Raw genomic sequence first — 14,708 nt, forward strand, 5'->3', positions numbered from 1 at the left:
GGCCGTCGCGCTTACGGTCCTGCGTCCGGTCGCTTCATGGTGTTCGGCTGGGGAACCGGAGGATCCGCGGGGACGGCATGGGGCTTCATGGGACGATCAGGCTGCGCTTGCTTCTCGCTGTCCCCGCCCTCGCGGCCCTTCCCCGTCCGGCCCGAGGACTCGGATTCCGAAGGAACCGGACCCGGTCACACCTCCTCGGCGGCCGGATCGACCGTCGAGGGACGGAGCGCGGTGTTCAGAGAGGAAACCATGAATCATCTCGATGTCTTCCGGCTGCTCGACGTGGTCGCCCCCGGGCGACCGGGGAGCGACGGATACGGGCAGGTCGTGCCCGAGGACTTCGAACTGCTGCTCAACGCCCTCCCGAAGGGCCTGATCGCGGCTTCCGTCAAGCTCACTCGCTCCGAACTCCCCGTGCGTTCCCTGGCGGAGTTCACCGCGAGTGCGGCGCTGCGTCTGGAGGACATGCGGTACTACCTGCGCTCCCGCGAGCAAAAGCTGCCGCAGTCCCTCTTCCCCGAGCCCGGCGGACTGGTCCCGTGGGGCCGCACCGCGGACGACGGTGTGCTGCTCTGGGACACCGCCGCCCCCGATACCGCGGACTGGACGACCGTCCTCGCGGATTCCGATTTCCAGCTCTGGCCGGAACTCCCTTTCCCCACGTCGGAATTCATCGCGCGGGAGATCACGGGGCGCGCCGACGGGACTCCCGCGTTCGAGACGGACGCGGAGTACAGGGCCGGCTCGTGGCACCGGCTCGCGGACGCCAAGCGGGAGACGGCCAAGGCACTGGCGGACCGGGACATCACCGCGCTGGACGAGATCCTCGTCAAGCTGCGGAGCCTCGGCGTCCCGGGCGTCCGGCAGTACGCGCGCGAACTGGTGGAACAGGCTCGGCACGAGTGGCCCACCGCCCTCCCGGAGGACTACCTGGCGATCATGCGGGAGTTCCCCGGCGGGATCATCGCGGGCGCGCGGGTGTTCCCCGTCGCGGGGGCCACCTGGCTGGACGAGGACCGGCAGTTCCTGCAGTGGGGTGAGGTGGAGGGCAGGCTCATCGGCTGGCTCACCATGAAGAGCGACCCCCAGGACTGGCGGATCGCCTCCATCGAACCGGACGGCAGCTCCCTGACCCACCTCGAGGACCACACCTTCGCCACTTTCCTGCGACGCCGGCTGCACGGCAACAACTCCCTGTTCTGACGGGGCTCACGCAGAGGTCCGCCGGGGCCGGCCGCGGGGTCGGCCCCGGTGCGGCGCCCTCTCCCGGCGCGGCCGCCCCATCGAGGTCCGGACCCCTTGTCATGATCGACGTCAGGGGGATAGCGTCGTGGGCGGGCCGAGGCCCGAGGACCGTGCCCGGCCGGACCAACCCTGCGGGGGCATCCGCATGACGCCTCGTCATCGCTGCGCAGCCTCGAGGGGATCGATCGGCAGCCCGGGTTGCCGGTCCTGGTGACCGGCGCTCCACGTGTCGCCGACCAGGAATGGAAACCACAGGTTGAGTACCTCGCGCCATGCCATCCCGTTCAGCCTGATCGACCCTGCGTTACACCCCGATCCCGACGCCTGTGAGGCGTGGAGGACGCTACGGACGGAGCACCCGGTCGCCTGGTGCGAGGCCGAGGGAGACAGCCCCGGCTTCTGGGTGATCACGCGGTACCAGGACATCGCCGCCGTCTACCGCGATACGGCCCGCCTCAGCTCCGAACAGGGCAACATGCTCGGCACGTTGCTCACGGGCGGCGACTCCGCCGGCGGCAGCATGCTCGTGGTCACCGACCCGCCCCGGCACACCGCTGTACGGCGCCTCCTGCAGGGCGGATTCTCCGCCAGAGCCATGGAGCACGTCGTGGACGGCGTCCGGACGGCGACGAAGGGACTCGTCGCGGCCATCGCCGAGAAGGGAGCGGGCGACTTCGTCTCCGATGTCGCCTCGCAGATTCCGCTCATCGCCATCTGCGAGCTGCTCGACGTGCCGGCGGCGGACCGCTCGCGCATGCTCGATCTGACCATGGCGGCGATGGGCGCGGACGGCTCGGCGGAGTCCATGGAGGAAGCCGCCGAAGCCCAGCAGGACATCCTCTACTACTACGCCGGGCTCCTTCCCGCACGGCGCACGTCTCCGGGCGCGGACATCGTCAGTCTGCTGGCGGGCGAACAGGTCGACGGGAAGCCCCTCAGCGATGCCGAGGTGCTTCTGAACTGCTACAACATCATCATCGGTGGTGACGAGACGACGCGCCTGTCCGCGGCGGGTGCCGCGCTCGCCCTGATCGAGCATCCCGAGCAGTGGCAGCGGCTCCAGCAGGACGAGGGCCTGCTCGACTCTGCGGTGGAGGAAGTGCTGCGCTGGACCACTCCGGCGACGCACATCGGGCGGACCGCCACGACGGACTTCACGCTCCGCGGGTCCGAGATCAGGCAGGGCGACATCGTCACGCTCTGGAACACATCGGCCAACCGTGACGAGGACGTCTTCGCGAACCCCTACAGGTTCGACATCTCCCGCACGCCGAACAGGCACCTCACCCTCGGCCACGGACCGCACTTCTGCCTGGGCGGCCCGCTCGCCAGGGTCGAACTGCGCGTTCTGCTGGAGGAGTTGCGCTCCCAGATATCCCATATGGAGCTGGACGGAACCGTCGAGCGCGTCACATCCAGCTTCCTGTCCGGCGTCTGCCGACTGCCGGTGCGCTGCTCGGCCGGCGCTTGATCCCCAACGGCCCGGTCGGGCACGCCCGGAAGGCGGTCGAGACCGCCCCCGGCCTCCCCCTGAGGGAGGCCGGGGGCGGTCCGGCGCGGGCGTCAGCGGCCGCTGATCCAGCGGTCCTCTGCGGCGTAGTCGAAGGAGAGCGGGCCGATCGCGCGGTTCAGCAGGGGGAACGCCTCCTGCCAGGGCTGGTCGCCGGCCTCTCGAAGCAGCCACTCGACCGTCTCCGGCAGGGACTCGGCATAGCCCGTCACCGGGACGTAGCCGAGCTCCCGTTCGGCCGCCGACATGTCGAGGACCACCGGCCGTGGCGTGCACCAGGGAGAGCCGCCGAGACCGTCCTCCGGGAGGCCGTCCATGAGGACGTCCTCGGCCTCGTGGCCCATGACGGCGTCCACCGCCGCCGCGATCTCCCGGACCGTGAGAGCCTGCGGGTCGGCCGCGTTCAGGACGCGGGTACCGGGCCGGGAGGCCGCGAGCCGGATCACCTCGGCGATGTTGGCGGAGGACGAGGTGTGGAAGCGGCCCTCGCCGCGGTAGGGCATCAGGCGGATGCGGCGCTTGTCCAGGGCGCGCTTCACGAAGAACCACTCGCGCGGAAGCGGTGAGCCCGGTCCGTGGATCGCTCCCGGACGGACCAAAGTCACCGGGAGGGAGCCGCCGGAGTGGAGCAGGGTGTGCTCCAGAGCGGCCTTGCGGGTGGGGTTGGAGGTGTCGCCGGGCGCGATGACCGGCTGGTCCTCGCGGATCGGCACCGGGTATTCGGGGAAATGCGCGTCCTGGGTGTCGAATCCCCGGCCGGCGCCGTCCGCGTAGACGTTGACGGAGGAGATCACCACCGCCGAACCGATCCGGTCACCGAGTCCGAGCAACTGCCGGGCGTGACCCTCGCCGTACGCGACCATGTCCACCAGTACGTCGCACCCGTCGCCGAGCGCGGACTCCAGGGCTCCGTCCACGTCCCGGTCCAGGTGGACCGTACGGACGCCGTGGCCGGGCGGCCCGCCGGATGCCGGGGTCCGGCTGATCGCCGTCACGTCCCAGCCGTCCTCGGCCAGCCGTCGGACGACCACCCGTCCGATCTGGCCCGTCGCGCCCACCACCACTGCTGTCTTCGTCATGCAGGTGATCCTGCCCTCGTCGTCGTCGAGCCCCGGGGGCGAGAGCCGCCGGGGCGTGGGCCGGTCCAGGACCGTTCGACACTGTCCAGACAGGACGCGCGGTCGGCCGGGCCGTAGGCGACCGACCAGCCGTCGGGCACGGGTATCGCGGCGGGCCACAGCGAGTGCTGCCCCTCCCCGTTGACCAGGGCGAGGTAGCTGCCGTCGTGGTCGTCGAACGGGCCGTTCACGCGAACTCCTGACAGGTCGTCGATAGCGGACTGGCCACTTAGTCTCCCCCAGGCCGGGGCAGCGCGCCGAGGCGCTCGCCGAGGACGCGGGCGATCTCGGCCAGCGGCTCCGGGCTCAGCATGTCGCCGTGCGCGCTGTCGATCGGGTGGCTCTCGATCCGCCCGCCCGTGTACGGCGCCCAGTCGGCCGGGCGCTCGCCGTCCGGGCCCTTCCCGGCCGTCGCCTCGAAGAAGAGCACGTCCCCGTCGAAGACCTGGGAGACGTGACGCCGCTGCGCGTTGACGTTGTTGGTGAAGATCCGTGCCACCGAGGCCAGTTGGCGGTCGGTGAGCGTCGCCAGGGGGCTCCCGCGGTCCAGCAGGATCGCACGGGCCGACTCGGGTACGAGCGGGTCATGGCCCTCCGGCTGCTGCAGGCCGAGCGAGTGGAGCACTTCGGCCAGCGCCTGCGGCTCGTCGTGGTCCACCGTCCGGGCGTCGGGCCTGCGGGGATAGGCGTCCAGAAGGGCCAGTAGCGCCACCTGTTCGCCCTCGGCGCACAGCATCCGCGCCATCTCGTGTGCGACGACGCCGCCCATCGACCAGCCCAGCAGGTGGTACGGGCCGTGCGGTTGGACGGTGCGCAGGCGCGCCACGTACTCCCTGGCCATCTCCCCCAGGTCCGCGGCGGGGGGCGCGTCGCCGTCGAGCCCGCGGGACTGGAGGCCGTAGACCGGACGATCGCTCTCCAGATGCCGCAGCAGCCCGGAGTAGACCCAGCTGATGCCGACGCCGGGGTGCACGCAGAACAGCGGTTCGCGGCTGCCCTGCGGGCGGAGCGGTACGAGGACGTCCAGCGCGGCAGCCGGATCGCCCGAGTCCCGTTGCTCGGCGAGCAGTTCGGCGATCCCCGCAACGGTCGGTGTACGGAAGAGCGTGCTGATGCCGAGCTCCGCGCCGTAGAGGGAGTTCAGTCTGGCGATCAGGCGGAAGGCGAGCAGGGAGTGGCCGCCGCGTTCGAAGAAGCTGTCGTCGATCCACAGTCGCTCGGTGCCGGACTGGTCGGCACCGAGAACCTCGGCGAACAGGGCGAGCAGCTCCTCTTCCACGGGGGTACGCGGAGCCCTGCGCTCGCGGGTCGGGGCGTCGGCGCCGAGTTCCGGCGCCGGCAGCGCACGCCGGTCGAGCTTGCCGTTGGTGGTGAGCGGGAAGGCGGTGAGCGGGACCACGACCGGCACCATGTGCCGCGGCAGCAGGCGGGCCGCGTGCAGGCGCAGCGCCGAGGCGTCGGCCGTCGCACCCGGGGCGGTGACGACGTAGGCGACCAGCCGCTGTTCCCCGGGGCGGTCCTCGCGTACGACGACCGTGACCCGGGCGACCTCCGGATGCCGGGCGAGTACGGCCTCCACCTCCCCCAGCTCGATCCGGAAGCCGCGGATCTTGACCTGGTGATCGAGCCGGCCGAGGTACTCCAGGTCACCGTCGGGGCGACGGCGCACCAGGTCCCCGGTGCGGTACATCCGGGAGCCGGGTTCGCCGTACGGGTCGGCGACGAAGCGCTCGGCGGTCAGTGCGGGGCGGCCGAGGTAGCCGGTGGCCAGGCCGGGACCGCCGAGGTGGAGCTCGCCGGGAACACCGGGCGGCACGGGGCGCAGTCCGTGGTCGAGCACGTAGGCGCGGGTGTTCCAGGACGGCCGGCCGATCGGCGGCGCCTGGTCGAACGGGCCCTCGCCGAGCCAGCCCGTGGCGTACACCGGGGCCTCGGTGGGACCGTACACATTGGCGATCCTGGCGCCCGGGAAGGCCGTCGTGATCTCGTTCGCCACCAGGGCGCCGAGTGCTTCACCGGCCAGTACGACGGTGCCGGCCGTCACCCGCGGGTCCAGGCTCGGGATGAGGCCGGAGAAGACGGAGGGCACGCCGCTGACCACGGACGGTGCGGATATCGGGCCGTCCGCGAGTGTCTGTGGTTCGCCCAGGGCCAGAAGGTCGCGATGGATCCGCACGGTTCCGCCCGAGGAGAGCGGCCCGAAGATCTCGTAGACGGAGACGTCGAAGCTGATCGAGGTCGTGGCCTGCACCTGAGCCAGGCCGTCCGGAGCGAGGAACCCGGCGATCCAGGCCAGCAGGTCGGTGAGGTTGGCGTGGGAGACGATCACGCCCTTGGGGCGCCCCGTCGAGCCCGAGGTGTAGATGATGTACGCCGGATCGGCCGGTCGCGGGGCCCTCGGGCGTTCGGCATCGGTGAGGTCCCCGCCGGCATGGTCCGCGAGCCGCGGCTCGGTTTCCGGACCGTCCAGTACGAGCAGTGGGGTATCGGTGGGCGGCAGGGTGCCCGCCGTCTCGACGGTGGTCACGAGGAGTGTCGGCTCGGCGTCCCGGAGGAGCAGGGTGATCCGCTCCGCCGGGTAGTCCGGGTCGACCGGCAGATATGCCGCGCCGGTCTTCAGTACGGCGACCATGGCCACCACCAGCTCGGCCGTCCGGGGCGCGGCCAGTGCGACGATGCGCCCCGGGCCCACTCCCCGGGTGACGAGTTCGCGGGCCAGCCGGTTGGCCCGGGCGTTCAGCTGCGCGTAGTCGAGGACGGTTCGGCCGCAGACGACGGCGGGGGCGTCCGGGCGGGCCTTCGCCGTCGATTCGAAGAGCAGGTGGAAGGGTCGGCCCTCTTCGCGGGGACGGGTTTCGCCGTGCCACTGGTCGAGTTGGCGCAGCTCCGCGGTGGAGAGCAGGTCGGTCTGGTCGTAGCGGTCCTGCGGGGAGGTGGCCAGAGCGGTGAGCGCGCGGCGGTAGTAGCCGCCGATCAGATGCACCTGTTCCTCGGTGAACTGGGCGGCGTCGTAGCGGAGATGGAGGGCCACCGAGGCCGACGCGAGGTCCTGGGAGAACTCGGCCCCGAACGGGATGCTGGTGTTGGTGATCCGCCGTTCGTCGAGCACGTCGAGCTCCGCCGCCTGGTCCAGTACGGACTGGTAGACGTGGAAGCGGGTGAAGTTGAAGAAGCTCTCGAACAGTTCGCGGCCGCCGAGGTCGCGCCGGATCTCTCCCATGGGGTAGCGCCGGTATCGCTGGACTTCTATGTCGGTCCGGTTGACGGCTGCCACCAGGTCGTCCCAGCTGCCGCCGCTCAGAAGGGTGCGGAACGGGAGGGTGTTGAGGAACATGCCGAGGACGCGCTCGCCGTCCCGGTCCTCGGTGCGGCCGTTGTAGACGACACCGCTGACGACGTCCGGGGTGCCGGACAGCAGGCCGATCACCCGCAGGTGGACGGCGAGCAGGGCGGTGCGCACGGGTACGGCGAGGCGCTGGGCGCAGCGTTCCAGCCCGGCGGACACCTCGCCGGGGAGGTCCACGGGCAGGATGCGCATGTCGGGCCGCTCGGCGGGCTGGATCAGCCGCGGCAGGCTGTTGAGGTCGCTGTCCGCCAGAGCATCGACCCAGAAGGCCCGGTGCTCGGCGCTGGCGATGGCCGCCTGTTCCTGCTGGATGAACGCCCCGAAGCGGGCCTGAGGGGGGTCCGTCGCAGGGGGCCGCGAGTCCGTCAGGCCTGCGCGGTAGCGGGCGAACAGCTCGGTGATCAGGGAGCGTTCGCTCCAGCCGTCCAGGATCGCGTGGTGTTCGGTGACCCACAGCTCGAAGGTCCGGTCGGTCAGGCGCTGCACGTGCAGGCGGATGAGCGGGGCTTCCTGCCAGGAGAACGCGCGTCGCTTCTCCTCCTCGAAGCGCTGTTCCAGGGCGGCCCGGCGATCCGGGTCGGAGAGCTGGCGCAGGTCTTCGAAGGTGATCGGCGGCGCGATCCGGCGGTGCACCAACTGGAGCGGCTCGCTGAAGGACTCCAGGTCGAAGGAGACGCGCAGGATCTCGTGCTCGGCGACCATGCCGTCCAGCGCCGAACGCCAGGCCTCCTCGGACCAGTCGGCCCTCAGGTGATACCCCGTCACATTGTGATAGATCCGCTCGGCCGCGCTGAGACCGCTGTGGTACAGCATTCCCGCCTGGAGCCGGGACAGCGGGAAGGCGTCCTCGACGTGGGCCGGGAGCAGCGCGCGGTCCTCGTCGGAGACGAGCGACAGCGGCTGGTATCGCGGACGGGACGCGCCCGGGACGCCGAAGGTGGTGTGCGGAGCGAGGGCCTGGATGGTCTGGTGGCGCAGCAGGTCCTGGAGCTCGAAGTTCAGGCCGAGTTCGCGCGCGCGGCTGACGATGGCGATGGTGCGGATCGAGTCTCCGCCGAGCAGGAAGTAGTTCTCGTCGGTGCCGACCCGCTCGTGCCCGAGCACGTCGCTCCAGACCTGGACGAGGATCTCCTCGGCCCGGTTGGCCGTCGGACCGGCCGTCGAGCCGGCGGTACGGTCGAGGGCGGACAGGCGCCGCCGGTCCACCTTGCCGTTGGCGGTCAGGGGAAAGCGGTCGACCACGACGAAGGCGGCGGGGATCATGTGCGAGGGCAGAACGCCCTCCAGATGGGCCCGCAGTTCGGCCGCGCCCAGTGCGGGACGGTCCGAGACGGCGTACGCCACCAGCTGCCGGTCCGCGTTGCGGTTCTGCTCCGCGGTCACCAGAGCCTCCCGGACGTCGGGGTGGCCGGCCAGCGCGGCCTCGATCTCGCCCGGCTCGATCCGGAACCCCCGGATCTTCACCTGCTCGTCGATCCGGCCGCAGTACTCCAGTTCGCCGTCGGGCAGCCGCCGGGCCAGGTCCCCGGTGCGGTAGGCGCGCCCGGCCGCAAGGGTGACGAAGCGGCTGGCGTCGAGTTCGGGCCGCCCGAGGTAGCCGCGGGCCAGCCCGGCTCCCCGTACGTACAGTTCGCCGGGGACTCCGGTGGGTACCGGCCTGCCCCGCCGGTCGAGCAGGTCCAGGTCCAGGTCGGGGATGGGCTCCCCGATGACACTGCGGCCCTCGCCCTCGCAGTCCCGCCGGTCGATCGGACGGTAGGTGACGTGGACGGTGGTCTCGGTGATGCCGTACATGTTCACGAGCCGTGGGCCGTCCGGGTGCCGCTCGAACCACGGTTGCAGTGACCGCGGGTCCAGCGCCTCGCCGCCGAAGATGACGAAGCGCAGCGCCAGGGGGCGCTGCCGGCTGCCTGGGGACGCGTAGCCCTTGGCGTGCGCCTCCTCCGCCCGCATGAGCAGGGCGAAGGCCGACGGGGTCTGGTTGAGGACGGTCACGCCCTCTGTTCGCAGCAGCCGCAGGAAGTCCTCGGGGGCCCGGCTGATCTCGTGGGGGACGACGACGAGGCGGCCCCCGTGGGCCAGGGCGCCCCACAGTTCCCAGACCGAGAAGTCGAAGGCGTAGGAGTGGAACAGCGTCCAGACGTCGTCCGGGCCGAATCCGAACCAGTGCCCGGTGGCGGTGAACAGCCGGGTCACATTGGCGTGCGGGATCAGGGTGCCCTTCGGCTCGCCCGTGGAGCCCGAGGTGTAGATGACGTACGCCAGGCCGTCGGGCGCGACGCGGTTCGCCGTCGGCTCGGCCGGGCGCGCGGCGATGGCCTCGGCGTCGGCGTCGAGGGAGACCAGGGTGCCGGTGAAACCGTCCAGCCACTCGCCCGGCGGGCCCTGGACCACTACGTGGGTGAGTGCGGCGTCACGCACGACGTAGGCCAGCCGGGCGTCCGGGTAGGCCGGATCCAGCGGTACGTACGCCCCTCCCGCCTTCTGGATGCCCAGGATCGCGACGACCAGGTCCAGGGAGCGCTCGGCGCAGAGTCCGACGAGGACCTCGGGCCCGACTCCGAGCGACTGCAGATGCCGGGCGAGCCGGTTGGACCGCTGGTCGAGCTCGCGGTAGGTGAGGTGCTCGGCACCGAGACTGACGGCGATGGCGCCCGGGCGGGCGGCGGCGTGGCGGGCGAATTGGTCGAGGACGGTTTCCTCGGCCTCCGGCCGGCTGCCTGCGGCTCGTACGGGCGCGGAAGGGTCGGGGTCGCCCGGCGAGCGCAACTCCAGTTCGTGCACCGACAGGCCCGGGTCGCGCACGGCTTCGGTGAGCAACCGCACGTAGTGGTGGGCGAACTGCTCCGTCAGCCACTCCGGCCACGCGGCTTCGATCCGGGCCTCCCGGTCGTCCGTCACGACGAGGCGTACGGCATGACCGTGGGGTGCGGGCACCTCGTGCCGGGTGACGGTGACACCGCCCGGGATCTCGCGGACGGCGGTCGGCGTCTCCCGCCGGACGAAGGCCACCGGGAGCGGGGACGGCTCCGCGTCGTGCCAGCCGTCGTCCTCGGTGGGCTCGCCCGCGGTGCCGGGTGGGGCCAGCCTCCGGAGCCGGCCGATCACGGAAGCCAGGCCGTCTCCGTCTCCGTCGGAGAGGTCCGCGTGGACCGCTTGGGCACGGGTGAACGGACCTACGGTCCGACGGAATTCGTCGCCGCGGTCGTCGGAGTCCGAGGTCGCGATCAGGATGTCGTCGCAGTCGCTGTACCGGTTGAGCAGGATCGCGAAGGCCGCGAGCAGGCCGTCGCCGATCGAGGCTCCGGAGGCCTCGCACAGCGTGCCGAGCGCGGCCATGGTCTCGGCGGGAAGAGCCACCTCATGGGCCTGACCGGCCGAGTGTCCGGTCAGCAGGGGCAGTTGCAGCGCCGGGAACTCCCCCGGGAGTTCCGGGGCATCCGGGGCGAGGTCCATCGCCCGGCTGCCGGCGGCGCGGGCGAAGTCGGTGAACTGGCTCTTCGGAGGTTCGGGTGGGAGGACGCCCGGGGAGAGTCGGGCGTGGTAGGCGGCGAGCAGGTCCTCCAGCAGGATCTCCGCGGAGCGCTCGTCGGCGATGATCCGGTGGAGCGTCAGGCTGAGGAGCAGACCGGTGTCGCCGACGGGCTGAAGACAGGCGCGCACCAGGGGCCCCTGCTCCAGGTCGAACGGGCGGGAGAGATCATCCGCGCCGTGGCAGTGGCCGCTGCCGCTGCCGTGGTCCTCCGCCGTTTGCCAGAGTGGCGGCAGATGGTCCTCAACGGTCTGCACCAAGGTCGTGCCCTCGAACGTGAAACGAGTGCGCAGCGCGTCGTGGTGTTGCACCACCTCTTCCAGCGCTGCCCGCAGCGTGCTCGCGTCGCTCGTACCGTCGAAGGTGAGGCGCAGCGCCAGATGATGGGGGGCGTGCTCCTCGGTCAGCTCGTAGGCCAGGTACAGCTGTTGCTGGAGCGGTGTCGCCGCAGCCATGCCGACGAGCCGTGCGTAGTGCGGTGCCGTTTCCCGGCCCGTCTCATGGGTGCCCACTGATCGTCGACCCTTCTGTCGCCGGTGTCGCTAAGGAGATTGCTCGGTCCGCCTGCGCCATCCGCCCAGGGCTCTGCTCCTCGCGGCGGCGCGCGCAGCGGGCCGGGAGGGCCCCGGATGCACGGGGCCTGCGTCCTCGTCCACGGCGTCGAGATGGCGGGCCAGAGCGCGGACCGTCGTATGACGGAAGAGGTCGGCCGCGTGGAGCTGCGGGTACTGCCGCCGCAGGAGCGCGAGCACCCGCAGGATGCCGCTGGACGTGCCACCGAGGTCGAAGAACCCGGTGTCCAGCCCTGCTACGGGAGCGCCGAGGACGTGTTCCCAGGTGTCCCGGACCAGTTCGGCGGCGGCCGGGGGCTCCCCCGCTGCCGGGACCGCCGGCGGGAGGGAGACCGGTGCGGCCTCGGCCGCCCAGTCGGCCACGGTGGCCCGGTCCAGCTTGCCGTTGGGAAGTTGGGGCAGCTCTGCGGCGAGCAGCCAGCGGGCGGGGATCATCGCCGCGACGAGCGAGGTCGCGGCGTGGCGGCGCATCTCGTCGACGAACGCCGCCGGTGCGGGCACCGCCTGCTTCGAGGAGCCCGGTTCGGTGGGGACCAGGCAGGCGGTGATGGCCGTACCGTCGGCCGTGACCGTGGCCACGGCGTCCCGGACGGTGGGGTGCGCGCGCAGGACGGACTCGATTTCGGCCAGTTCGATCCGCTGGCCGAGCACCTTGACCTGGGTGTCGGCCCGGCCGAGGAAGCGGACTCCGTGCTCGGGGTCGAGGACCGCCAGATCGCCGGTTTCGTAGCAGAGGCGGCCCTCGTGCTCGCGGAACTTCGCGGAGGTCAGCTCCGGCTGCTCCCAGTAGCCGGAGCTCACGCCTTCCCCGAGGATCAGCAGTCGGCCGGGGACGCCCGGTGGCATCCGACGGCCATGGACATCGACCACCCTGCACTCCTGGCCGGTCAGCGGGTGACCGATGTGTACCGGAACTCCGGGCACCACTCGCCACACGGTGGACCAGATGGTGGTCTCGGTCGGGCCGTAGCAGTTGAGGACGGGGCCGGGGACCAGATCGGTCAGCCGGTCGGCCAGGTCGCGGGGCAAGGGCTCGCCGCCGACCAGCAGGGCACCCAGCCCGCCCAGCAGCCGGCGGCCCGCCGGGTCGTCGGCCAGGATCCGGGCCATGGTGGGGGTGCACTGGTAGAGGGCGCCGTGGGGTACCCGGGCGTCGGCGACCTCGCGGTGGCTGGTCAGCAGTACGGTGCGACCGGCGGCGAGGGGCCAGTGCATTTCGAGCCCGCTGATGTCGAAGGAGATGCTGGTGCCGGCGACGGTCACCCGGGGAGTCGAGGGCAGCTGTTCCTCGAAGGCCGCGAAGAGCGCGGACAGATTCTCGTGCCGGACGACCACGCCCTTGGGCCTGCCGGTCGTGCCGGAGGTGTGGATGACGTAGGCCTGGTCCTGCGGGCGCACCACCGGCCACTGTCCCGGCATGGTGGCGGCCACCGCGTCCGGGGCGAGTACGGGGATCTCCACGCCCTGCGGGACCAGGCCCGGGACCGCGTCCCCGATCACCGCGGCCGGCCGGGTGTCCTCGATCATCAGGCGCAGTCGACCGACGGGGTACTGGGGGTCCAGCGGAACGTAGGCCCCGCCCACCCGCCAGACGGCGAGCAGGGCGACGACCAGGGACGCCGTCCTCGGCAGACAGACGCCGACCCGGTCGCCGGGCCGCACGCCCGCCTCCATCAGCACGGCGGCAAGGCCCCGGACGCGGCGGTCGAGCTCGGCGTAGTCGAGCTGCTCCCGGTCGGTCACGAGCGCGACGGCCGCGGGCCGGCGCAGGGCGTGCTCGCCGACGCGGTCCGCCACCGTCGCCCAGGGGCTGCGCGTGACGGCCCGCCGGGGCGGTACGTCCGGGTCGGACAAGGCCAGCTCGGTGAGGGGAACGGCCGGTGTGGCCCCGAACGCCGAGAGCGCCCGGATCAGGTGCTCCGCGAACAACCGGGCCGCGGGCCCGGCCAGTGCGTCGAGTTGGTGCTCGACCGTCAGAGCGAGCGCGCCGGAGGGGTCCTGGTGGAGCGTGACGGCGAGTTCGTACTCGGCCTCCGTGGGGACGGGAGGAAGGAGCTGCCAGCGCAGGGGGCCGACGTCGAGCGCGGCCGGAGCGGTGGACTGGGTGCAGATGATCTGGGTCAGCGGTTTGCGCCCCGGGCTGCGCGCCGCTCCGACCAGCCGGAGGATGTCCTCGATGGGCAGATCGGCGTGATCGACGGCGTCGAAGAGTGCGTCGACCGCCCGGTCGAGCACCGAAGTGGTGTCGGCCCCAGCCAGCTCCAGGCGGACCGGGAGGGTGTTCTGCAGGCAGCCGATCACTTCGCTGTCCTGTGGGGTGCGGTTGGCCGCGACCGTGGCGAGCACGATGTCCTCGGTCCCGCCGTACCAGCCGATGACGGCGGCGACGGCGGCCAGCACTTGGGCGAAGGGCGTTGCGCCGCTTTCCCTCGCACGCCGGCGCAGCGTCGCGGCCGACTCGGAGGTGAGCGGCACGGACACGATGCCGTGCCCGCCCGGCCCCGTGGACGCGATCCGCGGAAGGGCCACGTCTTGGGGGCAGCCGTCGAGCCGGCCGGACCAGAACGCGTCCAGGATCGCGGCACGTTCGGGGCTCGGGAGCCTCGGGCGGTGGGTGGCGTGGGGCAGGGCCTGTGGCCCTTCCTCGTACGCACGGGCGAGCTGCCGCATCAGGACGCCGGTGGAATCCTCGTCGAACACCGCGTGGTGGACGCCCACCAAGCAGTGGGTGGTGTCCGGCGTGGTGACGATCCGGATCCTGCACAGCGGCCCCGCGCCGTGTTCGAAAGGGGCCCGGGTCTCGGCGATCCGGTCGGCGAGATCACTCCCGCGGGCCGCCCGCTCGGCCGTGATGTCCACGTCGGACGCGGGGTGGGCGTACTGCACCAGGCCTTCCGGAGTCAGGTGCAGCGAGGTCCGCAGGGCCGGCTGCGCCTCGCAGACCGCCCGTGCGGCCGCGAGCAGCCGGTCCGGATCGACGGGGCCGTGCACGCTGATGTGGTGGAGCAGTGTCGCCCTGCCACCTTGCTGGTCGAGCAGGAAGAACCTCAACTGCCCGGGATCGGCAGACCTGCCCGCAGTCCCATCCCATTCGCTTCCCGACATGGGACAGCTCCCCCGAGTGGAAATTTCGGCCGAATTTCTGCCGGTCACACTAGGAAGATCATTTTTGCCTGTCAAGCGAGTTTCACCGAAAATACACAGAGGCTGTGATTCGCAGGCGAAATTCAGCCGGATGGAATGGTTCAAGACACTGTGAGCGGGGTCACATTGATTCGATTGACCTGCGCTCTGTAACGTCGCCAAGGCTGTTCGCCCTGCTCATCGACCGACAATCGGCAGTAAGTTGACTTAGCGTCGGCTACGTGTCGATATCGCGCCCAAA

Annotated in this window: 6 protein-coding genes; 2 read left to right on the forward strand and 4 right to left on the reverse strand. The window is 71.5% G+C overall.

All coding sequences use genetic code 11. The features are described 5' to 3' along the window. Positions 1 to 249: 249 nt before the first annotated feature. Positions 250 to 1,203 carry a hypothetical protein gene (locus OG276_RS05975; RefSeq protein ID WP_266903421.1) on the forward strand — a complete coding sequence of 318 codons (954 nt, stop codon included), beginning with the start codon at positions 250 to 252 and terminating at the stop codon, positions 1,201 to 1,203. A gap of 298 nt (positions 1,204 to 1,501) precedes the next feature. Next, positions 1,502 to 2,716 carry a cytochrome P450 gene (locus tag OG276_RS05980; RefSeq protein WP_266903422.1) on the forward strand — a complete coding sequence of 405 codons (1,215 nt, stop codon included), beginning with the start codon at positions 1,502 to 1,504 and terminating at the stop codon, positions 2,714 to 2,716. Between the two features lie 92 nt (positions 2,717 to 2,808). Here OG276_RS05980 and OG276_RS05985 read toward each other — a convergent pair whose 3' ends face one another. From OG276_RS05985 to OG276_RS06000, 4 genes are read right to left on the reverse strand one after another with little or no spacing between them, the layout of a single operon-like run. After that, positions 2,809 to 3,834 (reverse strand): NAD(P)-dependent oxidoreductase, encoded by a 1,026-nt coding sequence (locus OG276_RS05985; protein WP_266903423.1) that lies wholly within the window; start codon positions 3,832 to 3,834, stop codon positions 2,809 to 2,811. Then, on the reverse strand, positions 3,831 to 4,064 hold the full coding sequence (locus OG276_RS05990) for an MbtH family protein (RefSeq protein ID WP_266903424.1): 234 nt from the start codon (positions 4,062 to 4,064) through the stop codon (positions 3,831 to 3,833). Before OG276_RS05990 ends, OG276_RS05985 begins: the two co-directional genes overlap by 4 nt. Positions 4,065 to 4,102: 38 nt before the next feature. Continuing rightward, positions 4,103 to 11,263: a non-ribosomal peptide synthetase gene (locus tag OG276_RS05995; protein WP_266903425.1), complete on the reverse strand. Its 7,161-nt coding sequence runs from the start codon at positions 11,261 to 11,263 to the stop codon at positions 4,103 to 4,105. 30 nt (positions 11,264 to 11,293) lie between these two features. Then, complete coding sequence (locus OG276_RS06000) at positions 11,294 to 14,428, reverse strand: amino acid adenylation domain-containing protein (protein ID WP_266903426.1); 3,135 nt, start codon at positions 14,426 to 14,428, stop codon at positions 11,294 to 11,296. Positions 14,429 to 14,708 lie beyond the last annotated feature (280 nt).

The organism is Streptomyces sp. NBC_00086 (genome assembly GCF_026343255.1).
Classification (GTDB): domain Bacteria; phylum Actinomycetota; class Actinomycetes; order Streptomycetales; family Streptomycetaceae; genus Streptomyces.